Source organism: uncultured Campylobacter sp., assembly GCF_938045465.1.
Lineage (GTDB): Bacteria > Campylobacterota > Campylobacteria > Campylobacterales > Campylobacteraceae > Campylobacter_B.
This window is the reverse complement of record NZ_CALIBF010000199.1, coordinates 1-23,001: the sequence shown is the minus strand read 5'-3', so window position 1 is coordinate 23,001 and position 23,001 is coordinate 1. Positions and strand designations below refer to the sequence as shown.

Genomic DNA, 23,001 nt, shown 5'->3' with positions numbered 1-23,001 from the left:
GCCGTATATAGATCATCTGCCGCTACGGTACGAGACGGACGAGGTCACCCCGCGCGAAAAGGACGAAGTCATCGCTCGTGCGATCTGCTCGTATGCGGCGATAATGTGCGCCTGCTCGATCAGAGATGAGGGCAAGCTCGCGGATGAGGATAAGCAGGGCGTGCAGGGCTTTCTAGATAACCGCTACGGCTGCATAGACAAGCTCACACGCATGGAGCGCCGCGTCACGCAAGGCGAGGCGAGCCGCGACGAGGCCATAAATATGGGCTGGAAATACGAGTCGCTGTGGGCGCTGATGTGGGCCATGGGGCTCGTGGAGGAGCTTAGCTTTCCAAAGGGTATCTGCGACTGCGGATTTGTGATGGATACCTTTAGCGGCGGCGATTTTTCTGCGCGCGTGAAGCTGCGCGACACGGATGAAATTTTACAAGCACTCGATCTCATCTACCGCTACCACTGGGCGTGCGTCAATGCCCGCGTGCACGGCTCAGACTGCGTGGGGCTCGACGAAGAGGTCGTGATGGAGAGGCGCGGCGGGCTAGAGTGGTTGTGCTGCAAGGGGGCGGAGAACGATAATCTGACGGATGAATATAATGCGTGGGATTATCCGGACTTGAATACCTAGCGGCGTGTCTTTTTCCTTTATGCGTCGTTGGAAATTTCGCCGAATTTCAGTCACGTATTATAATATACGCTCCTTCATTCGGCTCATTTCCGCCTCGTCTAAAGAAAAATAGCGCGCCTTATCTTTGCGCGCGTTGTCTCGCTTTACTATACGTCGTTGCATCTAAAATTTGCTCGGTCACGTATTGCATATATGCTCCCATCGCAAATTTCATCCGCGCCTCGTCTAGCTTCGCGACACTGCCGCCTGTATTTTTGCGCTAAAATTTAACCCCGATCGCGCGCTGTTTTTTCAAATCATAATATGCGTGAGTAGATAAAAAGTACGCCGAATATGAGATAAATTTATAAATTGATTGGGGATAGAATTTTAAAATTCTATTGTGAACTGCACAAGAAATATCGCAAACGCGATTCGCCGAAATTTAAAACATGGCCTGCTAAATTTAAGGGCGCCGTGGAATTTTAGAATTTAAAGTTGCGGGCGAGCAAGGCGCCCGTCCGCGTATTTCAAGCCCGCTAAATTTAAGCGGGCAACGTCTGCACCGCAGACCTAGAAATTGCATCAGCCCTGCGTCGCAGCGCTTCCGCTCGCAAACGCCGCCGCATTCAGCGCCGCGTCGTAATCTGGCTCATCTGCGATGTCGTCGGTGATCTGCTTGTAGGCGATCTTGCCTGCGGTGTCCACGACGAAAACCGCGCGACACGTTAGCCCCGCAAGCGCGCCGTCCGCGATCAGCACGCCGTATGCACGCGCAAACTCCTTATCGCGAAAGTCGCTTAGGGCGCGTAAATTTTTGATCCCCTCGGTCGAGCAAAATCTGCCCGCGGCAAACGGCAGATCCATCGAGATCACGAAAACCTCGGTATTTTTTATGCTCGCGGCGCGCTCGTTAAATTTGCGCGTCTCGGTCGCGCACACGTCCGTATCCAGGGACGGCACGGCGATGATGACCTGCGCCTTGCCCGTGCCGCCGCCGACTTTGACCTCGCTAAGATCGGCCGCTACTAGGCTGAGCTCGGGCGCCTTATCTCCCAGCTTAAGCTCGCTGCCCGAAAGGCTAACGCTTACGCCTTGTAATTTGGTTCGTTGCATGATTTTCCTTTGTTTTAAAATATCTGAAATGGGCGCATTATAGCCCGCGAAAGCAAACGCCTGCTAAATCCGAAAACAGGCAAGCTCGGGCATTGGCTCGGCCGATATGAGTGGCGCGTAGATTGTAGATTGCTGCGCTAAGATGAAATTTTATGGCGCGAAGCAGTACAATTAAAGCCCCCGAGAATACCGCTACTCGCATAAAGCACTGATGGTCGCGATCTGATATAAGTCTATGATAGTTGCGCTCCGCCTTAAGGCTGTGCCGAAGGTAAAATTTAGCCCCGTTTGCGGCGATTTTGTCCGTGAATAAAAATCAAAGCGATAGCGCTGTATGTGCACTTTACCTGCGAAAGAAAGAAATCACTAGTAAAACGACAGGTGCGGCATCATGAGCGCGTTTTAAGTTATGTTTTGAATTTTTAAATTTAATTAAAATTTTTTGATCTAAATTTGCGACCGGCAGGAGTTAAACTTATGGGTTGAAATTTTATTTGAAGCTAGAGTATGAGCTAAAATTTTGGCTCATGAAGTAGGTTAAATTCAAACGCCATTTTAAAATTTAAAGAAGCGCCGGGGGTTGGCGATAAAGCTATCGCCGTACCCTAGCGCTCGTTAAGCTTAGCCGTTGCGCTTTTTGATGATCTCTTCGCCGACGTTTTTAGGAACCTCGTCGTAGTGATCAAATTCCATCGAATAGGTCGCGCGACCCTGCGTCTGAGAGCGCAGATCGGTCGAGTAACCGAACATCTCCGAAAGCGGGCAAAACGCGTCGATGATCTTGTTTCCGCCGCGCTCGCTCATATTATTAACCTGTCCGCGGCGCTTGTTTAGATCGCCGATGACGTCGCCCATATACTCCTCAGGGGTTTCTACCTCGACCTTCATCATAGGCTCTAAGATTACGGCGCCCGCTTTTCTAGCGCCCTCTTTAAAGCCCATAGAAGCGGCGAGTTTGAATGCCATTTCGGAGCTATCGACTTCGTGGTAGCTTCCGTCATAGACAGTTACGCGCACGTCCTCGACCGGATAGCCCGCCAAAACGCCGTTTTGCATCGCCTCTTGGCAGCCCTTGTCGACCGCAGGGATGTATTCTTTCGGAATCGCGCCGCCTTTGATATCGTTTACGAACTCATATCCGGTGCCAGGCTCCAAAGGCTCTAGGCGCAAAAATACGTGACCGTATTGACCGCGACCGCCCGATTGCTTGGCGTACTTGTACTCCTGCTCGACCGTTTTGCGGATAGTCTCGCGATATGCAACCTGCGGCTGTCCGACCTCGGCCTCGACTTTAAATTCTCTAAGCATTCTATCTACGATGATCTCAAGGTGCAATTCGCCCATTCCCGAAATGATCGTCTGTCCGCTCTCCTCGTCGGTCGCAACCCTAAAGCTCGGATCTTCTTGTGCCAATTTTTGAAGTGCGATACCCATTTTTTCTTGATCGGCTTTGGTTTTAGGCTCTACCGCTACGCTGATAACGGGATCAGGAAATTCCATACGCTCTAAAATTACTTTATCTTTTTCGCTAGCTAGAGTATCGCCCGTAAGGGTATCTTTCAAACCCACAACGGCGCCGATCTCGCCCGCATATAGCTCTTTGATCTCTTCACGTTTATTTGAGTGCATTCTTAACAAGCGGCCGATGCGCTCTTTTTTACCCTTGCCGGTATTTACGACGTAGCTGCCGCTTTCCAAAACGCCGCGATAAACGCGCACGAAGGTAAGCTGACCCACGAACGGATCGGTCATAATCTTAAATCCAAGACCCGCGAACTCGCCTTCGTCGGTAGAGCTTACGTGAACCTCGCTGCCGTCCTCATACTGACCCTTAATCGCAGGCACTTCATCAGGCGCAGGTAGATAATCTACGACCGCATCTAGCAAAGGCTGCACGCCCTTATTTTTAAATGCGGTACCGCATAGCATAGGAAAAAAGCTTAGGCTTAAGCAACCTTTCTTGATGCCCTTTTTAATCTCTTCTACGCTTAGCTCTTCGCCGTTAAAATACTTCTCCATCAAAGCTTCGTCGGTCTCTGCTACCGCTTCGATCATCTTGTCGCGATACTCTTGCGCTTTTTCTCGTAGCTCGGCAGGAATTTCAACGATCTCGGGAGCAGAAGGACCCTTGCTATCATCCCAAACGAGCGCTTTCATAGTGACTAAATCGATAACGCCTTTAAAATCGTCCTCAGCGCCGATCGGAATTTGAATAGGAACCGGATGAGCTTTTAGTCTATCTTTTACCTGCTGTTCGACATTATAAAAATTTGCGCCGACGCGATCCATCTTATTTACGAAAATAATGCGCGGAACATGGTATTTATTCGCTTGACGCCAAACGGTCTCGCTTTGAGGCTGAACGCCACCTACAGAGCAAAATACTGCTACCGCACCATCTAAAACGCGCATCGAGCGCTCGACTTCGATAGTAAAGTCAACGTGGCCCGGGGTGTCGATCAAATTTATCTGATGATTATTCCAAAAGCAGGTAGTTGCCGCAGACGTAATCGTGATGCCGCGCTCGCGCTCCTGCTCCATCCAGTCCATAGTAGCAGCGCCCTCGTGAACCTCGCCAATCTTATGACTCATGCCGGTAAAAAATAGAATTCTTTCGCTTGTAGTCGTCTTTCCAGCATCGATGTGGGCGGCAATACCGATATTTCTAACCATATGTAAAGGGGTTTTTCTTGCCATGATGCCCTCCTACCAACGATAATGCGCGAAAGCTTTGTTGGCTTCCGCCATCTTGTAGGTGTCTTCCTTCTTCTTAAATGAAGAGCCTTTAGAATTTGCGGCGTCCATAAGCTCGTAAGCCAAGCGCTCTATCATCGTACGCTCGCTTCTTTTTCTCGCAAAAGAGATAATCCAGCGGATAGCCAAAGCCTGCTGTCGAGCCGGCCTGACCTCGATCGGAACCTGATAAGTTGCGCCGCCTACACGACGAGATTTTACCTCCATCAAAGGCTTAACGTTATCAATGGCATCGTTGAAAACCTCGATACCTTTCTTCTCGCCGCCTTTATTGTCGATGAAATTTAAGGCGCCGTACATGATCTCGGTAGCGACGCTCTTTTTACCGTCGAACATAAGCGAATTAATAAATTTTGTGATTACTTTGCTGTCATAAATCGGATCAGGCATAACTTCCCTAACGGGAGCTTTTCTTCTTCTCATTTTATTCCTTCAAATTTTAAAATTTTACTCAAACTCGGCAAAATCTAGTGCCGGTCTGTTTCGGCTAAACTATTTTTTAGGTCGTTTAGCACCGTATTTTGATCTTGCGACGGTTCGTTTTGCAACGCCTGCAGTATCAAGCGCACCGCGGACAATGTGGTATTTAACGCCCGGTAGGTCCTTTACGCGACCGCCTCGAACTAGCACGATGGAGTGCTCTTGTAGATTGTGACCTTCACCGCCGATATAGCTGATGACTTCAAATCCGCTAGTAAGCCTTACTTTGGCAACTTTACGAAGCGCTGAGTTTGGCTTTTTAGGGGTCGTGGTGTAGACCTTAGTGCAAACTCCTCTTCGTTGAGGGCAATTCTTTAGCGCCGGAGACTTCGATTTCTCGGTAAGCTTCTTGCGCTCTTTTCTGACCAATTGATTTATGGTTGGCACATCTTTCCTTTCACAAAAATTTATTCAAAAAGATTTGGATTATACTTTGTTTAAACTTACAGAAACGTAAATTTAACTAAATTTTAATCTCTAATCAGTACAAACTCTCCGCCGCCGCAGATCACTAAACAGATCGCAGCAGAAAGATACAGATATACGATTTCCAGCTCAAATCCGCCCACGCCGGTAAGCGCGCTCAACGGAGTATGTAGGACATATATTATCATGAGCACGTTTGCGATCACAAGTAGAGCGCCTATGCGGCAAAATACGCCTATGATTATCATCGCTGGCGCCAGCACCTCGCCTACGTATGCGCCGTAAGCCACTAAATCCGGAATTCCTCTAGCTACCAGCATCGATTTTACGCCGTCTATGCCGTGAGTAAGCTTAAAAATTCCGTGCATTAAAAGACAAACTCCAAGCCCCAACCTGATAAACAACAGACCGAAATTTATGTTGATCATATTCATGTTTCATCCTTTAAATTTAGGGCTTTTTGCCCTAAATTATTTTTTAAGTTTAACTTCCTTGTCTTTGTACAAACCGGTTCCGACCGGAATTATGCGACCTAAAATTACGTTTTCTTTTAAGTCCTCCAATCGGTCAAATTTACCCGCGATGCTAGCCTCCGTTAAAACCTTCGTAGTCTCTTGGAAGGACGCTGCCGAAATGACGCTATCGCTTCCAACAGCTGCACGAGTTACGCCCAGTAGCACAGACTCTGCAATCGCAGGCTCGCCACCAATTTTCATAATGCGCTCGTTTTCTTCTCTAAATCTGCGACGGCTAATGAGATCGCCCACGATTAGCTGAGTATCGCCGCTATCGACGATTCGAACCTGGCGGAGCATCTGAGATACGATGATCTCGATATGCTTATCGCTGATAACGACGCCCTGAGAGCGATAAACCTGTTGAATTTCGCTTATCAGATAATAATGCAGCGCCTTTTCGCCTAAAATTCTAAGCACGTCGTGCGAGCTGATAACTCCGTCGGTAAGCTTCTCGCCTGCGTGGACGAACTCGCCATTTCGCACTTGGATCTGGCGGCTCTTATCGATTAGATACTCGGCGCTCGTTCCGTCCTCGCCCTCGATTATAATGCGCTCTTTCGCACGAAGCGCTTTATCGAAGCGGACGGTGCCGTCGATGTCTGCGATGATCGCGGTATTTTTAGGACGGCGCGCCTCAAATAGCTCCGATACGCGCGGCAAACCGCCCGTAATGTCTTTTGATTTCGCAGCAGCCTTAGGCGTCCTAGCCAAAATATCTGCAATCGCTACCTGATCGCCCTTGTTCGTAAAAATCGCGGTCTTCGGTCCTAGATTATATTTGATAGGCTCGCCCTTGCTAGGAGTTACGATAATGGCCGGTTTAACGCCTTGAGGCAGATACTCGTTGATGACCAAACGGCTCTGACCGGTAGTCTCGTCATATTGCTCCGTAGCAGTGTATCCAGGCTCGATATCCTCGAAACTGATCTTACCCTCACACTCTGCAGCTACCGGGATAGAATACGGATCCCACTCGGCGATAATCAATCGATCGTCTTTTTTAGGCTTAGCGATAAGATCTTCGCTTTTTACGACGCTATTATCATCATAGGTAATGACAGATTCGCGCGGTATATAGTGGCGGATCGCCTCTCTGCCGTTTTCATCGGAGATGACTACGTACATACCCTTTTCGCTTACGATGTGACCTTTTTTGATATCTCTTAGTCTCTCCAAATAATCACCCTTTAGGATGAAATATTTAAGCGTACCATTTGCTCCCGCTTTGATCTTTTGAGTTACCGGCTCGCCGTCTTTAACGCGAAGTTCGCTTGCAAACGGAATTCGAGTAGGGATATTCCAGTCTTCTTTTATAACCTCTACTAAACTATCATTTTCTCCAACGGTTTCGCCGTCTTTAAATACGATGTAGAATTTCCCCTCAACTTTACCGCTTACACCTGCAAGTTCGGTAGGCTTGGCTAGATCATGGCGTCGGATAGTATATTTAAATTCTTCCTTCTTGCCCTTTAGTGTAATATTCACATCATCGTGAGTTATATCGATGCTTACCTTGCCGGTAATTGGAGCTTTGATCTTTGGCTCTACCAAAAGCACCGCGGCGTTTCTACGGTTCATCACGATATTTTTGCCGCCGTTTTCATAGGTCTTTACGTTGTAATATCTGATAAAGCCCTCTTTATCGGCGATTACTTGGCGATCTTGCTGCTCGGTAGATGCTGTACCGCCAGCGTGGAAGGTTCGTAGCGTAAGTTGCGTACCCGGCTCACCAATGGATTGCGCAGAGATGATACCGACCGCTTCACCCGGTTTTACCAGCTTGCCCTCGCCTAAATTTACGCCATAGCACTTCGCGCAGACGCCTTTTGCGGCCTTGCACGTAATCGGCGTGCGGATACTTACGGATTTAATACCCGAATCCACGATGGTTTTTACTTCGCCAACGCCCAAAAGAGTGCCTTCGGTGAATAAAATTTCATTCGATACTGGATCAATCACATCCGAGCTTAGCACCCTACCCATAATCCTATCGGCTAGGCTCTCTATTTGCGTTCCGTTCTCTACAATCTCAGTAACCTCGATGCCCTCGTGCGTGCCGCAGTCGTGCATCGTAACTCTGACGTTTTGTGCGACGTCGATCAGCTTTCGCGTCAGATAGCCCGCGTTTGCGGTCTTAAGCGCAGTATCGGCAAGACCTTTACGCGCGCCGTGGGTCGAGATGAAGTACTCATTTACGTTTAGACCCTCTCTAAAATTTGAAGTAATCGGCGTCTCGATGATCGAGCCGTCCGGCTTACTCATCAGGCCTCTCATACCCGCTAGCTGCTTGATCTGCTCCGCGCTACCTCGCGCGCCGCTATCGGCCATCATATAGATCGAGTTAAAGCCGTCCTTATCCTTCTCCATCATCTTCATCATCTCATCGGCTAGCTTCTTGCTGGTGCTGGTCCAGATGTCGATCGTTTTGTTATAGCGCTCGCCGTCGGTTAGTAAGCCCGCGCCGTATTGGTTTTGAACCTCTCTGACCTGCTTTTTAGCCTCTTCGACGAGGCCTGCTTTGGACTTCGGCACGATGATATCCGAAACGGAGATCGAAACGCCCGCTTTAGTCGCGGATTCAAAGCCTAAATTTTTAAGATTATCCAAAAATTCCGCGCTTATCTCAAGGCCGCCGTTTTTATAGACGTAATCGACAAGCTCGGCGATATCCTTCTTCTTCATAATCTTATTCCAAAGATGATCCGGAATAAAGCTAGGCAGGATCGATTTGATGATCAAGCGGCCCGCGGTCGTAAAGATAATGCGGCGATCGATCATCGTTTTGATTTTAGCATGGATATCTAGCGCGTTTGCCTCCACGGCGAGCATTACTTCATCAACGTTTGCAAAAATTTTATTTGTTCCTTTTGCGCCCGGCTTTTCGAGGCTTAGATAATAAATTCCTAAAACCATATCCTGGCTAGGCACCGCGACGGGTTTTCCGCTCGCAGGAAGCAAGATGTTCATCGAGCTAAGCATTAAAATTTTGCACTCTGCGATCGCCTCTTGGCTAAGCGGCACGTGCACCGCCATCTGATCGCCGTCGAAGTCGGCGTTAAACGCGGCGCAGACTAACGGATGTAGTCTGATCGCCTTGCCCTCGACGAGCACGGGATGAAACGCCTGAATAGACATCTTATGAAGCGTCGGCGCACGGTTTAGCATAACCGGGTGATCCTTTACGACCTCCTCCAAGCACTCCCAAACTTCATTGATCCTATTTTCGATCATCTTTTTAGCCTGCTTAACGGTCGTTGCATAGCCCTTCTCTTGAAGGCGAGCGATTAGATGCGGCTTGAATAACTCAAGCGCCATCGTCTTAGGCAGACCACACTGATCCATGCGTAAATTTGGACCCACAACGATGACGGAGCGACCCGAAAAATCCACGCGCTTGCCGAGCAAATTTTGACGGAAGCGGCCTTGCTTGCCTTTAATGATCTCGCTTAGAGATTTAAGCGGTCGCTTATTAGCGCCTTTTACGGCGTTAGCGCGACGTCCATTGTCAAAAAGCGCGTCCACCGCCTCTTGAAGCATTCGTTTTTCGTTGCGGATGATGATCTCGGGTGCATCGAGCTCCATCAGCCTTTTGAGCCTAGAATTTCGATTGATGACGCGGCGATATAGATCGTTTACGTCCGAAACTGCAAATTTGCCGCCCTCAAGGCTTACAAGCGGGCGCAGATCGGCAGGCAGCACGGGAAGATTCGTAATCATCATCCACTCCGGCTTATTGCCGGAATTTAAAAAGCTCTCGACGACCTTTAGACGCTTGACGATAGTTTTTTTCTTCGCTTCGGAGTTTGTGTTAGCCATCTCCTCCTTCAAAGAATTTAAAATTTCAACTAAATCAAGCTCGGCTAGCATATCGCGGATCACTTGACCGCCCATTTTAGCGACGAAGCCTGTCTGCGAAAAGCGCTCTTTTAGGCTCTGATACTGCTCTTCGTTTAAAACGTCGTATTTCTCGACCTTTTTGGAATTTTCGTTGTCGTAAAATGCCTCGCCCGCGCTTTCTACGATGTAAGCCTCATAATAAAGCACGCGCTCAAGATCTTTCATCTTGATATTTAGAAGCGTACCTATGCGGCTAGGCAAAGAATTTACGTACCAAATATGCGCCACCGGCGTTACCAGCTCGATATGCCCCATTCTAGTGCGGCGAACCTTCGAGCTCGTGATCTCGACGCCACATTTTTCGCATTTCCAGCCTTTGTAGCGCATCTTCTTATATTTGCCGCAGATGCACTCATAGTCTCTTACGGGGCCGAAAATTTTAGCGCAAAAAAGTCCGTCGCGTTCCGGCTTGAGCGTGCGGTAGTTAATAGTCTCGGGCTTTTTGACCTCGCCGTGGCTCCATGCTTTAATCTGCTCGGGGCTAGCAAGCCTAATAGCAAACGCGTCGAAGTCGTGAACTCTGGCGTCCTCTTTTATTTCTATTCTTTCTAAATTTGAATTATCGCTCATTTATTCTCTCCATTCTCGTAAATTTCAACGTCTAGAGCAAGCGATTTAAGCTCGTTTGTTAAAACAAAAAATGTCTCAGGAATTCCGGTAGACGGAACATTTTCGCCTTTTGTCAGCGCTTTATACGCAGCCAAACGTCCATCAACGTCGTCGGATTTGATCGTTAGCATTTCGCGAAGCGTGTATGCCGCGCCGTATGCCTCCAGAGCCCAAACTTCCATCTCACCGAATCTTTGACCGCCGAATAGCGCCTTGCCGCCGACCGGCTGCTGCGTAACTAGGCTGTAAGGACCGGTGCTTCTTGCGTGAACCTTCTCGTCGACTAGGTGGTGCAGCTTGAGATAATACATGCAGCCCACGTTTACGCGCTCTTTGATCTTTTCGCCGGTGCGACCATCGTAAAGCTCTGTCTTGCCGTCCTGATCGATGCCTGCCATTTCAAATAGCTTTTTGAAATCTTCCGGCACGATGCCTTCGAATATCGGAGCGGAAAATCTAACGCCCTTAGCCCAGTCTCTAGCGTATTTTAAAAGATCTTCGTCGCTGATCTTCTCAAGCGTTTTTTTAGCCTGCATTAGTTTGGAAACGCCTGCGATCTCAATCATTTTGGCGCGAAGGGTTTTTATCCATTCACCCGTTTTCTCCTCTAAAATTTTAGCGATCTGCTCGCCTAAGCGCCAACCCACAAGACCTAGGTGGCTCTCCATTATCTGACCGATATTCATACGGCTTGGAACGCCGAGAGGATTTAGCACGATATCCACGCGCTGTCCGCTAGGCAGATACGGCATATCAACCTCAGGGACGATATTTGAAACGATGCCCTTATTTCCGTGGCGGCCAGCCATCTTATCGCCCACTTTTAGCTTGCGCTTAGTCGCGATATAGACCTTTACTAGCTTAACGACGCCGCTTGGCAAGATATCGTCTTTTTCTAAAATTTCAATCTTTTCGTCGTGTTCCTCTTTGAGCTTGCGTTTTTCGTTTTGGAAGTGGTTTTTTAGCTCCTCGTATTCCTTCTGAACAGCTTTAGAATAAGCCTTGACGAAAGAATTTAACGTAAAGCGGTTGGAGCTTTCAAGCTCCTCTTTTTTAACCTTATCGCCCTTTTTATAATCTTTTTTATTGAGGCTTTGATCGCTTTGCAAAGCGCTTTTTGAAAGAAGCGCCACTACCTTTAGCATCTCCTCGCGATCGAGCATCAAAAGCCTATCGTGATGCTCCCTTTCGAGCTCTGTTTTTTCATCCTCATAGGCTTTGCTCGTGCGCGGATCCTTCTCGTAGCCCTTTTTGGTAAAAATTTTAACGTCGATCACCACGCCTTCCATCGAAGCGGTAGCGTAGAGAGATTTATTTACCACATGCCCCGCCTTCTCGCCAAAGATAGCGCGCAAAAGCCTCTCCTCTGGGGTCGGCTTAACCTCGCCCTTCGGAGTTACCTTGCCTACTAGGATCATGCCAGGTTTGACGTGAGTACCGATTTTTACGATACCACTATCATCGAGGTGGGTAAGCTCCTCCTCTTTGATATTAGGGATGTCGCGCGTGATCTCCTCCACGCCGTCTTTAAGCTCTCTAGCCTCGATCTCCTTTTCATAAACATGCACGCTGGTGTATTCGTCGGCACGAATCATCTTTTCGCTCATGACGACGGCGTCCTCATAATTATAGCCATGCCACGGCATGAAAGCTATAAGAGCGTTTTTGCCGATCGCAAGCTCGCCGCCGTCCATGCTAGGACCGTCGGCTATGATTTGACCCACCTTTATCACGTCGCCTTTACGCACGATCGGGCGCTGTGAAAAGGTAGTGTTTTGGTTGGTGCGTAAATTTTTCTCCATCGCGTAGTGATCGATAAACGGTCCCTTCTCGTCTTCGCCCAAAATGAATATGTTTTTATTATCGACCTTTTCTACGACGCCGTCGCGTTTAGCCTTGATCGCTTCCCACGAATCGCGCGCGATGATCGCCTCCATGCCCGTTCCGACGATAGGAGCAGTAGAGTGTAGAAGCGGCACGGCTTGGCGCTGCATGTTCGAGCCCATCAAGGCGCGGTTAGCATCGTCGTGCTCCAAAAACGGAATCAGCGACGCCGCTACGCCCGCAACCATACCGGAGCAAAGGTCTATCAGCGAAATATCCTCGCGTTTAGCCATGATATTTTCGCCGTCTTTTCTGACCTCCAAAAGCTCCTCTACGATATTGCCCTCTTCGTCCAATTTAGCGGACGCAGGAGCGATTACGAGCCCCTCTTCCTGCGTAGCGGTAAGATAGACGATCTCGTCGGTGACCTTGCCGTTTACGACCTTTTTATACGGAGCTTCGACGAAGCCTAGATCATTTACCTTCGCATAGGTCGCTAGGGTATTGATCAGACCGATGTTTTGGCCCTCCGGCGTCTCGATAGGGCAAATTCTACCGTAGTGCGTAGGATGGACGTCGCGCACCTCAAAGCCGGCGCGCTCTTTAACTAAACCGCCCTCGCCCAGCGCGGATAAGCGGCGCTTGTGCGTAACCTCGCTAAGCGGGTTGGTCTGATCCATAAACTGGCTTAGCTGACCGCCGGTGAAAAATTCCATAAGCGTAGTGGTGATGATTTTAGGGTTTACGAAATCATACGGCATAAGCTCGTCGAGGTTGCCGCTGATGCCGGTAAATTTATCCTTGATCGCCTTTTGAACTTTGATAAATCCAAGGTGCATCTCGTTCGCCAAAAGCTCGCCGATCGAGCGGATGCGGCGATTGCCAAGATTATCGCGATCGTCGATGAAGCCGTCGCCGTTTTTAACTCTAATTAAATATTTCGCCGTCTTGATAATATCCTCGCTGGTTAGCACGGTTACGTACTCCGGCGCCTCGATGCCTAGTTTATGGTTCATCTTCATACGGCCGACTTTAGTTAGATCGTAGCGCTCCGGGTTGAAAAACAGATCGTTTACGAAGCTCTTTGCCGCTTCTTTTACCACCGGCTCGCCCGGGCGCATAACCTTGTAAATTCTAATCGCTGCCAGATCGTTCTCGTCGTCTATGCCCTCGCTTTGCTGCAAGAGCTTAAGCGCGTCTGCATCTTGAATAAAAGAATTTATGATTGAAGTATCTACGCCGCTAGCTAGGTCGTTAGCGATCGTAAATTTTTTCTCGGTGTTAGCGATCTTGGCTAGCTTGCCCTCATCTAGCGCAGTTAGCGAATCAAAAAGCACTTCGCCGCTGTTTTTGTCGACGATGGCGCCCGCTAGGTAGCGCTCGGCTAAAATTTCAGCCGGATACTCGATTATCTTTAATCCATCCTCTGCTAATTTCTCCGCTTTTTTGACCGTTAGGCGTTTACTTGCTTGATGAAGTACTTCGCCCTTTTCATTTATAATGTCGTAATCAAGCCTGCCCGCGTATTCTTTCGGATCGAAATCGGTTAGGAATTTTCCTTTTTTGATATAGATCGTCTTAATAGGATAAAATAATTTTATTATGTCTTGTTTTTTGTAACCGAGTGCGCGAAATAGGATCGTGATCGGAACCTTGCGCCTTTTATTTATGCGCACGTATAATACGTCTTTTACATCGTATTCGAAGTATAACCAGCTGCCGCGATCCGGTATTATTTGAGCGGTGTAGATTAGTTTATTTAAAACGGTTGGACTCTCTTCCTCTTTGAAGATTACGCCCGGGCTTCTGTGCAGCTGATTTACGACGACACGCTCGACGCCGTTAATGATAAATGAAATTCTATCGGTCATTAAAGGAATGTCGCGAATGAATATATCTTGCTCTTTGATCTCTTTTACGCCGATTTTTTTGCCCGTCTTTTCATCGCGCTCATGCACGAGCAGACGGAGCCTCATCTTTAAATTTACCGAATAAGTAAGCCCTCTTTCCATGCATTCTCTAATCGAATACTTTGGCTTTGAAATTTCGCTGCTTACGTATTCAATACTTAGTCTATTCTGTGCGTCGTGGATAGGAAAAATGGCTTTGAAAACCTTCTCTATGCCGCTTTCTCCACCCGAGTTATCAAGATTTAAAAAATGATCAAAACTTTTCTTTTGTAGTTGTAATAAATTCGGAATTTCGATGTCTTTGGGAACCTTTGAAAAATCCACTCTAAGACGATTTCCTGAATATAGGCTGTTTAACATTCCACTACCTCGTAGTTGTATTTTAAAGAAAGAAGTGCCGATGCGACGCACCGGCACACATTTGTATGCAAAATTTTAAAATTTCGCGATTTATTTGAGTTCGACTTTAGCGCCTGCTTCTTCAAGCTCTTTTTTAGCCTTCTCGGCGTCTTCTTTGTTAAGTCCCTCTTTAAGAACGGACGGAGTAGCCTCGGTAGCGTCTTTGGCTTCTTTTAAACCAAGACCTGTTAGGGCGCGAACAACCTTAATTACGTTGATTTTCTTGTCACCCGCATCAAGCAATACGACGTCGAATTCCGTTTTCTCTTCAGCCGCTGCCGCACCTGCGCCGCCAGCACCTGCGCCGCCTGCTACCATAACCGGAGCTGCGCTTACGCCGAATTTTTCCTCAAATTTTTTAACTAGTTCGCTAAGCTCTAGCACCGAACGATTAGAGATATACTCCAAAACCTCTTCATCTGTTGAAATTGCCATTTTATTCTCCTAAATTTTAATTAAGCGCTAGCTTCTTTTTTCTGCTTAAGCGCATTGAGGCCGATCGTAAAATTTTGAATCGGCGCATTCCATACTTGAAGTAACATCGCGATAAGCTCGTCTCTCGAAGGCATCTTCGAAAGCGCTCTAACCTTATCTACGCCGGCTACTTCCCCATCGATATGAGCAGTCTTAAGCTTAAAAATTTCATTTTTCTCTTCAAATTTAGCCGCTACTTTACATACAGAAAGCTGCTCGCCCCATAAGAAGATATTGGTATCTTTAAAGCTAAGTCCGTTTTTTTCGGCATTTTTTAAAGCGATATTAGCTAGGGTATTTTTGATAACTCGAACTTTTACGCCCGCTTCGCGCGCGCTATTTCTAAGATCTTCAAGCTGCTTAACGCTAAGGCCTTTAAAATCGGAAATTACTATAGCTTCGCTAGCTTTGAAAGCCTCGCCAAGCTCCGCTACTATCTTTGATTTTTCGTCTCTCGTCATTAGGTCTCCTTTCCGATCGGTGATTTCAAGCCAAGCGATCGAAATTTTAAAATTTCGATCAATTAAGTTAAAAACCTTGAGCTATCTCCAATCTAAGATAAAAATTTAAAATTTTATTTTAAATCGATTATTTCTTGATTATCCAGCGTAACCGCAGGACTCATAGTAAGTGAAAGCGATGCATGAGTTACGTATCTACCCTTCGCAGTCGCTGGCTTATGCTTATTTATGGTTTTGATAAACGTCGTAAGATTGTCTAAAAGCTGCTCTTTGCTAAAGCTCGCCTTGCCAAGGCCTGCGTGGATATTTCCCTGCTTATCGACGCGGAAATTTACCTGTCCACCCTTAGCATTTTTAACGGCCTGAGCGACATCCATAGTAACGGTACCGGTTTTAGGGTTCGGCATAACGCCTTTTGGACCAAGAATACGACCTACCTTACCGACTAGTCCCATTAAATTTGGAGTGGCAATAAGAACGTCGAAATTTATATTTCCTTTTTGAATCTCTTCGATCAGATCATCGGCACCCACGATATCGGCACCGGCTTCGCTAGCCTCGCTAGCCTTTGCGTCTTTTGCGATCACGGCTACTCGAACACTCTTGCCAGTACCAGCAGGCAAAACGACCGAGCCGCGCACCATCTGATCGGCATGTCTTGGATCTACGTTTAGTTTAAGAGCGATCTCCACCGTCTCGTCAAATTTAGCAGAAGCTAGAGTTTTTACTGTGCTTACCGCTTCGTCTACACTATAAATTTTATTTACGTCAACTTTTTTTAAAAGTTCGTTGAATCTTTTTGAATTTTTTGGCATATATTTCTCCGCAATTAAAGTGCTACCGCTTTTTTAAACCTTAGCGGTCAAAAGGTCTAGTCAGTGACCGTAATACCCATAGAACGAGCCGAACCCGCTATAATCCTAGCAGCCTGCTCTCTATCTTTGGTATTCAGATCGGCGATCTTTTTCTCGACGATCTCTAAAACTTGAGCCTTAGTTAAGGATGCTACCTTCTTTTTAAGAGGATTGTCCGAACCCTTATCTATCTTCGCCGCTTTTTTGATCAAATCCGTCGCAGGCGGTTGTTTAGTGATGAAAGTAAAGCTTTTATCGGCATAAACCGTGATAATGACCGGAATATTAAAGCCCGCCATATCTTTGGTTCGCTCGTTAAACGCTTTGCAAAATTCCATAATATTAACGCCCTTTTGACCTAGTGCAGGACCTACCGGTGGGCTTGGATTTGCTTTTGCGGCCGCTATTTGCAGCTTGATTTCGCCAACAACTTTCTTAGCCATAAATTTACTCCTTATAAAATTTAAATAATCTTTTCAACTTGCGAATATGAAATTTCAATCGGCGTGCTTCGTCCGAAGATCGAAACATTGAGGCGAAGCTTGCCATGGATCATATCATACTCTTCTACGATGCCGTTGAAATTAGCAAAAGGCCCATCGACGATCCTAACCGTCTCGCCCTCATCAAAATTAATCTTGGGCTTAGGAGCCTCGCGATTATTAATCTTTTCTAGAATTATTTCGATATCTTTTTCCGGTAGCGGAGAGGGTTTTTTCGCCTCGCCGATAAAGCGACTTACCTTAGGCAGCATCTGAATTCTATGCCATAAAGTGGTATCCAAATCTAAATTTGCAAAGCAATATCCTGGATATAAGCTACGCTCTTTGATGGTTTGCTTTGTATTTTTGACCTCTATAACATCTTCGGTAGGCACTAGCACTTCGCCGATCTTAGTCTCAAGCGCTTCGTCTTGCTTTAGCGCTTCTATTGCGCGCTTTACCGCCATCTCGCTGCCGGCGTAAGTTTGTATCGCATACCATTTATTTGCCATATTGTATCCTTGCTTAAGCCGTTATTAAAGCGGACATAATTAGATCCACTAGCGCTAAAAACAGTGCGATAACTACGACTACGACGACCACAGAGATATATGCTGTTTTAGTCTGATCTTTAGTCGGGAAAATTACCTTATCTAACTCTACTTTTGCTTGTTTATAATACTCTTTTACTTTTTCCATACCCAATCCTCGTGGCAGGGCAAGAGGGATTCGAACCCCCAACCATCGGATTTGGAATCCGGCGCTCTACCGTTGGAGCTATTGCCCTATAACAATTAGCCTTTTAACTTTACTTCTTTATGAAGCGTATGCTTTTTTAATCTAGGGCAATATTTTTTAAGTTCTAGTTTTTCGGTCGTAGTTTTGCTATTTTTATAAGTAGTATAGTTAATATCGCCACTTTCGGAGCATTTTAATCCGACCTTTACTCTACTTGAATTCTTTGCCATTTGGTTTCCTTGAATAAAAAAGCAAGCGGAATTTTAAAATTCCGCTTGCAAAAAATTAAGCGATGATTTTCGAAACGACGCCTGAACCTACGGTATGACCGCCTTCGCGAATAGCGAAGCGAGTACCTTGCTCAAGAGCGATCGGAGCAATTAGCTCAACGGTGATTTTAACGTTATCGCCAGGCATTACCATCTCGGTTCCTTCAGGAAGGGTAATCGAACCGGTAACATCTGTCGTACGAACGTAAAACTGCGGTCTATAATTATTAAAGAATGGAGTATGGCGTCCGCCCTCTTCTTTAGTTAGGATATAAACCTCGCCCTCAAATTTAGTATGAGGAGTGATAGATTTTGGTTTGCATAAAACCATACCGCGCTCTACTTCCTCTTTCTTAGTACCGCGCAATAAAACACCTACGTTATCGCCGGCTTCACCTTGGTCCATCTCTTTTCTAAACATCTCAACGCCGGTAACGGTAGTAGTTTGAGTAGGTTTAATACCTACGATCTCGATAGTATCGCCAACTTTAACGATACCTTTTTCGATTCTACCGGTTACAACGGTACCGCGACCGGAAATCGAGAAAATATCTTCGATCGGAAGAAGGAAATCTTTATCGGTATCGCGAACAGGAGTTGGAATATAGCTATCAACAGCATCCATAAGCTCCATAATCTTTGCAGACCATTCGCCATCTTGTCCAGCTTTTGCTTCCTCAAGAGCCTTAAGAGCAGAGCCCTTAATGATTGGGGTCTCGTCACCAGGGAATTTATACTCTTTTAAAAGATCTCTAACTTCCTCTTCAACTAGCTCTAAAAGATCCGGATCATCGACCATATCGGTTTTGTTTAGAAAAACTACGATATAAGGAACGCCTACCTGGCGAGAAAGCAAGATGTGCTCGCGAGTTTGAGGCATAGGGCCATCCGCAGCAGAAACAACTAAAATAGCGCCGTCCATCTGAGCCGCACCGGTAATCATATTTTTTACGTAGTCGGCGTGACCAGGGCAGTCAACGTGAGCATAGTGACGTTTCTCGGTCTCATATTCTATGTGAGACGTAGCGATAGTAATACCGCGCTCTTTTTCCTCTGGAGCGTTATCGATATTGTCGTAGTCCTTTAGCTCAGCTAGACCCTTCCTAGAAAGAACAGCAGAAATAGCAGCTGTCAAAGTAGTCTTACCATGGTCAACGTGACCGATGGTACCAATGTTTACGTGTGGCTTGTTACGATTAAATTTTTCTTTAGCCATCATATCCTCCGTTATTGATTTGTGGATTACACAACAAACTAAGCGACTCTATTTTATGGAGCTCATAGCGGGACTTGAACCCGCGACCTCTTCCTTACCAAGGAAGTGCTCTACCTCTGAGCCATATGAGCCTAAACTCAGGCAAAGAGAAATCGCTACCAATACCCAACAATGCGACCAAAATTTAGATTATGTAAGCATATAAAAGCAGTTAAGTTTTACAGCTCCCAGTAAACCCAAATGGTGGAGCGGGAAACGGGGCTCGAACCCGCGACCCTCAGCTTGGAAGGCTGATGCTCTAGCCAACTGAGCTAATCCCGCATCAAAAATTCATGGTGGTGAGACGTGGATTCGAACCACGGAAGGCAAAGCCAGCAGATTTACAGTCTGCCCTCGTTGGCCACTTGAGTATCTCACCCTTTGATGAAATCTGGTCAAACACTGTTACAAAAAATGGAGCTGGTGGACGGGATCGAACCGCCGACCCACTGCTTACAAGGCAGTAGCTCTACCAGCTGAGCTACACCAGCATTTTGAAATTGAAGTGGCAATTATAACCGAAAAATCCCCAATTGTCAAGGCTAAAACAGCCTATTTTAAAATTTCATAAAATTTCTGCTATAATGCGCGCAATTTTAAATTTTAAGGAATTTTATATGAAAATCGTACCTTGGATCATAATAGTTTTTATGATTTATTTGATTTATTATTTTATCTCACGCTCCGAAAAACGTCTAAATACCCTTGAAAAGCGCCTAAATAAGATAGAAGAAAACTTAAGCGAGATAAAAAAGGCTACCGAAGCCAACAGGCTTTTGATCGAAGAAGCAAAGCTGGACTCTGAAGATGACGCAAAAGAGCAAGAATAAAATTAAATTTAAAGCCCCGATCTCGCTAGCTTAGCCTTTTTGCCAAATATCTCGTGCTGAAAATTATGAATATATTTTATAGTGCACTTTGGCATTTTTGAAAGAAATTTTGCCCCAACGCCAAAACCGCGAAATGCAAGAAACTCATACGTAACTAATTCTTAAATTTTACGAAATTTAAAATTCGTGCTTTAATCCTGCAACGCTAAGCAAATCCACGCAAATCAATAAATTAAAATTCTAGCTATTTGCTCACAGCACAAATTCCATAGAATTTCAAATAATGCCACATAAAATTAAAATTCTGCCAAAATCCATCTTACAATTCAACTTCTTAAAATTTTGCGCAAAATCGCTCAACAAAATTCTAAACCACAAAATTTTAGTATTTAAAATCATATTAATCAACCCCACCGCAGCAGCAAAGCCCATGGGTTCACACCGCACGCCACTTCAGGCTGATATATCCGAAAGCTTAAAAGTGTAGACCACAACCTCTGCAAGCTAATGATAAAATTTCATCATAATTTTTAAAAACCAAAATTTAAAAAGCACGGAATTTTGTCCCAGGATTTGAATTGAGTAAAAAGACGGCGAAATGCAGGAGCTTCTAAAACGCAAAATTTATCCATTGGAATTTTCCTCGCCCACAAGCGCTTCAGCGATGAGTTCCAGCGGATTTACGCACCTCATCTGCGAGCCACTTAAAGAAAGCGAATTATTTAGCTGCATCCTGCACGCACTGCACTCGGCAGAAACTACGCACACAGGCAGATCTGCCATTGCGCGCGCTTTAGCTAATCCTGCTTCACGCGCGAGCTCGTAGCGCTCGGTCTGCATCGTCACACCGCCAAATCCGCAGCATTTATTAGGCTCATCCATCTCGGTTATTTCGTAGTTTTGAGCGAGCAAGCCGCGCGGTTCTTTCCAAATACCCTGCATTTTGCGGGCATGGCACGGATCGTGATAAGTAATCGCTAAAGCCCTTTTGCCGCGGCGCATCAAAAGATCACTTAAGTTTGTAAATTTATAAAAGTATTCGCTCGCCATAAAAATTTTACTCGCAAGCTTTTGCGCACGGGCTTTCCATTGCGGCTCGTTTTCAAAAAAATGCGCGTAATCCACCCGTAGCATCGCAGAGCACGTAGCCTCGGGCACGATAATCGCATCAAGAGCAGGCAGAGCTTTTTCGAAATATGCTATATTAAATTTTGCCACGCGTTCAACCGCTGCAAAATCTCCCGTAAAATACGCAGGAGCGCCGCAACAGGCTTGTTCCTTCATCAAATTTACGTTTAGCTTTAGCGCTCGCGCGATATGTAAAACCGCCTCGCCTACGCCCGTGTAAGCGTAGTTTGCCATGCAGCCTATAAAAATTCCGATAGTTTTTTCGCCGCCGTTGTCGATAAATTCTGCATGAGAGTTCATAAAGCTCTTTTTCGCAGGAGCAGGCAACAAGCGCTCTTTTTTAAGTAGTGGTAAGCCAAATCTAGGCGACATAGAGCTTTGCGTATCTTTTCGCATCTTAAAGCCACAGCTAAGAAACACGTATCCAAGCGCTGCTGCTAGATCCAGCGCTTTGCGGTGCCCGAGCAGCCAAAACGCAGCTTTTTTGTACCACGCGATGCCAAATTTTTCCGCAATGCGCGCGCGAACATTCTCGATTGCCGTATCTATGGGCAAAGACTCACCGCAAATATCTACGCAGTTGGTGCATAAAAAGCAGCTCTCAAAAATTTTCTTAGCGTTTTTATCAAGCTTTAGTTCATTCCTGCCGTAAGCGCCCAAAAGATCCACAAATCCGCGCGGGCTCGTTACTTCATCGCCGTTAATGCCATGAACCGTGCAGACTTGGATACATTTACCACATTTTACGCAGCGCTCGCTAAGTGCCGCAAAATCGAACGCTCCAAGCTTTGCCTTACTCATAGCCGCGCCGCTTAAACGGTTTTAGAAAAGCGCTTCTCGCCCAAATTTTTACCCATATACTCATCAAAGCACATCGCGATATTACGGATCAAAAGCGTGCCGGTGGGCGTTACGGAAATTCTATTCGGCGAGACTTGCACGAAATCCTTTAGCGCCTCAAGCTGCTTTAGGCTCGCGCCGAAATGCTCGAAAAATTTTATCTTAAATTTCTCCTCGATCGCCTCTATATCGACGCAGAAATTACTCATCAGCCCCATAATCACCTCTTTGCGCAGCAGATCCTCTTCATTTAGCAAAATGCCCCTGCAATACGGCAGCCTGCCCGTATCGATCGCGGCTTCATACGCGTCCATATCTTTGAAATTTTGCGCGTAGTGTCGCACGCCTTCGCCGATGCTAGTTAGCCCGATGCCGATCAGATCGGCGCCGCCCTTGGTCGTGTAGCCCTGAAAATTACGGTGCAACGAGCCGTTTTTAAGCGCGGCATGAAGCTCGTCCGCAGGCTTTGAGTAGTGATCCATACCGATCATCTCATATCCGTTCGCGCTCAAAAAATCGTGCGTAAATTTTAAAATTTCAAGCTTCACTTTAGGCTCCGGCAGGGTCGTTTCGTCAAATTTACGCATAGATTTTTTGATCCACGGCACGTGCGCGTAGTTAAAGATCGCGAAGCGGTCCGGATCAAGCGAAAGCGCAAGCTCCAGCGTGCGCTTAAAGCTAGCTAGGCTCTGATACGGAAGGCCGTAGATCAGATCCATATTTATCGATTTTATCCCCCTCTCGCGCGCCATGGCTATGACGTCCCTCGTAAGTTCGAAAGGCTGGATGCGGTGGATTTCCTTTTGCACGCGCTCGTCGAAGTCCTGCACGCCGTAGCTGATGCGGTTAAAGCCGTTTGAAACAAGCACGTCAAGCTGCTCGGCGTTTAAAAACCGCGGATCGATCTCGCAGCTGATCTCGGCTTCGGGGCTGAAATTTTTAAAATATTTTTTGATATTTTTTATGTGGCGCGCGAGCTGTTCGGCGCTAAAATACGTAGGCGTACCGCCGCCGAAGTGCATCTGCACGACTTGCCGCGAGCCGTCCACGACGCCGCTTAAAATTTGCATTTCACGCTCGATATAGTCCAAATACCGATCCATCTTGTCGCGCTTGCCGGTGTAGATTACGTT

The 23,001-nt window shown here is 46.6% G+C and carries 19 protein-coding genes and 5 tRNA genes; 2 read left to right on the top strand and 22 right to left on the bottom strand.

The genetic code is table 11. The features are described 5' to 3' along the window. On the top strand, window positions 1-625 hold a 625-nt coding region (locus Q0413_RS10305; protein ID WP_298990053.1), incomplete at its 5' end, for a DUF4272 domain-containing protein. A gap of 564 nt (window positions 626-1,189) precedes the next feature. Here Q0413_RS10305 and tpx read toward each other — a convergent pair. The 20 genes from tpx to Q0413_RS10205 form a co-directional block, all read right to left on the bottom strand. After that, on the bottom strand, window positions 1,190-1,720 hold the full coding sequence (tpx, locus tag Q0413_RS10300; protein WP_298990050.1) for a thiol peroxidase: 531 nt from the start codon (window positions 1,718-1,720) through the stop codon (window positions 1,190-1,192). A gap of 621 nt (window positions 1,721-2,341) precedes the next feature. Continuing rightward, window positions 2,342-4,417: an elongation factor G gene (gene fusA / locus Q0413_RS10295; RefSeq protein ID WP_005872609.1), complete on the bottom strand. Its 2,076-nt coding sequence runs from the start codon at window positions 4,415-4,417 to the stop codon at window positions 2,342-2,344. 9 nt (window positions 4,418-4,426) lie between these two features. After that, complete coding sequence (gene rpsG, locus Q0413_RS10290) at window positions 4,427-4,897, bottom strand: 30S ribosomal protein S7 (protein ID WP_005872611.1); 471 nt, start codon at window positions 4,895-4,897, stop codon at window positions 4,427-4,429. Window positions 4,898-4,966: 69 nt separating this feature from the next. Next, window positions 4,967-5,341, bottom strand: coding sequence for a 30S ribosomal protein S12 (rpsL, locus tag Q0413_RS10285; RefSeq protein WP_291939381.1), 375 nt, complete (start codon window positions 5,339-5,341; stop codon window positions 4,967-4,969). An 83-nt stretch (window positions 5,342-5,424) separates the two neighbouring features. Further along, the gene (locus Q0413_RS10280; RefSeq protein WP_005872615.1) at window positions 5,425-5,814 is read right to left on the bottom strand and encodes a DoxX family protein; all 390 of its coding nucleotides are present in this window, start codon (window positions 5,812-5,814) and stop codon (window positions 5,425-5,427) included. Window positions 5,815-5,850: 36 nt separating this feature from the next. Next, on the bottom strand, window positions 5,851-10,365 hold the full coding sequence (gene rpoC, locus Q0413_RS10275; protein ID WP_298990046.1) for a DNA-directed RNA polymerase subunit beta': 4,515 nt from the start codon (window positions 10,363-10,365) through the stop codon (window positions 5,851-5,853). After that, on the bottom strand, window positions 10,362-14,498 hold the full coding sequence (gene rpoB / locus Q0413_RS10270) for a DNA-directed RNA polymerase subunit beta (RefSeq protein WP_298990042.1): 4,137 nt from the start codon (window positions 14,496-14,498) through the stop codon (window positions 10,362-10,364). The genes rpoC and rpoB overlap by 4 nt, the downstream gene beginning before the upstream one ends. 90 nt (window positions 14,499-14,588) lie before the next feature. Further along, complete coding sequence (rplL, locus tag Q0413_RS10265; RefSeq protein ID WP_291939393.1) at window positions 14,589-14,972, bottom strand: 50S ribosomal protein L7/L12; 384 nt, start codon at window positions 14,970-14,972, stop codon at window positions 14,589-14,591. 20 nt (window positions 14,973-14,992) lie between these two features. Then, window positions 14,993-15,472: a 50S ribosomal protein L10 gene (rplJ, locus tag Q0413_RS10260; protein ID WP_295152864.1), complete on the bottom strand. Its 480-nt coding sequence runs from the start codon at window positions 15,470-15,472 to the stop codon at window positions 14,993-14,995. Between the two features lie 113 nt (window positions 15,473-15,585). Continuing rightward, entirely contained in the window at window positions 15,586-16,287 is a 702-nt protein-coding gene (gene rplA, locus Q0413_RS10255) for a 50S ribosomal protein L1 (RefSeq protein ID WP_291939398.1), read from the bottom strand. Between the two features lie 56 nt (window positions 16,288-16,343). Continuing rightward, window positions 16,344-16,769, bottom strand: a complete 426-nt coding sequence (gene rplK / locus Q0413_RS10250) for a 50S ribosomal protein L11 (protein WP_005872629.1) — start codon at window positions 16,767-16,769, stop codon at window positions 16,344-16,346. Window positions 16,770-16,789: 20 nt separating this feature from the next. Beyond that, on the bottom strand, window positions 16,790-17,320 hold the full coding sequence (gene nusG, locus Q0413_RS10245; protein WP_298041814.1) for a transcription termination/antitermination protein NusG: 531 nt from the start codon (window positions 17,318-17,320) through the stop codon (window positions 16,790-16,792). A 13-nt stretch (window positions 17,321-17,333) separates the two neighbouring features. After that, complete coding sequence (gene secE / locus Q0413_RS10240) at window positions 17,334-17,507, bottom strand: preprotein translocase subunit SecE (RefSeq protein WP_005872632.1); 174 nt, start codon at window positions 17,505-17,507, stop codon at window positions 17,334-17,336. A gap of 12 nt (window positions 17,508-17,519) precedes the next feature. Beyond that, window positions 17,520-17,595 (bottom strand) — tRNA-Trp (locus tag Q0413_RS10235). 7 nt (window positions 17,596-17,602) lie between these two features. Next, window positions 17,603-17,776, bottom strand: a complete 174-nt coding sequence (gene rpmG / locus Q0413_RS10230; RefSeq protein ID WP_005872634.1) for a 50S ribosomal protein L33 — start codon at window positions 17,774-17,776, stop codon at window positions 17,603-17,605. Between the two features lie 55 nt (window positions 17,777-17,831). Next, window positions 17,832-19,031 carry an elongation factor Tu gene (gene tuf / locus Q0413_RS10225; protein WP_040304280.1) on the bottom strand — a complete coding sequence of 400 codons (1,200 nt, stop codon included), beginning with the start codon at window positions 19,029-19,031 and terminating at the stop codon, window positions 17,832-17,834. Between the two features lie 56 nt (window positions 19,032-19,087). Beyond that, a tRNA-Thr gene (locus Q0413_RS10220) sits at window positions 19,088-19,162 on the bottom strand. Window positions 19,163-19,275: 113 nt separating this feature from the next. Beyond that, window positions 19,276-19,352: transfer RNA gene (locus Q0413_RS10215), tRNA-Gly, on the bottom strand. A 12-nt stretch (window positions 19,353-19,364) separates the two neighbouring features. Further along, a tRNA-Tyr gene (locus tag Q0413_RS10210) sits at window positions 19,365-19,449 on the bottom strand. Between the two features lie 36 nt (window positions 19,450-19,485). Continuing rightward, window positions 19,486-19,561 (bottom strand) — tRNA-Thr (locus tag Q0413_RS10205). Window positions 19,562-19,687: 126 nt separating this feature from the next. Here Q0413_RS10205 and Q0413_RS10200 point away from each other — a divergent pair. Next, window positions 19,688-19,900 (top strand): hypothetical protein, encoded by a 213-nt coding sequence (locus Q0413_RS10200; protein ID WP_297882846.1) that lies wholly within the window; start codon window positions 19,688-19,690, stop codon window positions 19,898-19,900. Window positions 19,901-20,524: 624 nt separating this feature from the next. On the opposite strand, the gene Q0413_RS10195 is transcribed toward Q0413_RS10200, so the two are convergent. Together Q0413_RS10195 and hemN are read right to left on the bottom strand one after the other, a co-directional pair. Further along, on the bottom strand, window positions 20,525-21,829 hold the full coding sequence (locus Q0413_RS10195; RefSeq protein ID WP_298990038.1) for a (Fe-S)-binding protein: 1,305 nt from the start codon (window positions 21,827-21,829) through the stop codon (window positions 20,525-20,527). Between the two features lie 11 nt (window positions 21,830-21,840). Continuing rightward, the coding region (gene hemN, locus Q0413_RS10190; protein WP_298990035.1) for an oxygen-independent coproporphyrinogen III oxidase at window positions 21,841-23,001 on the bottom strand (1,161 nt) is incomplete at its 5' end.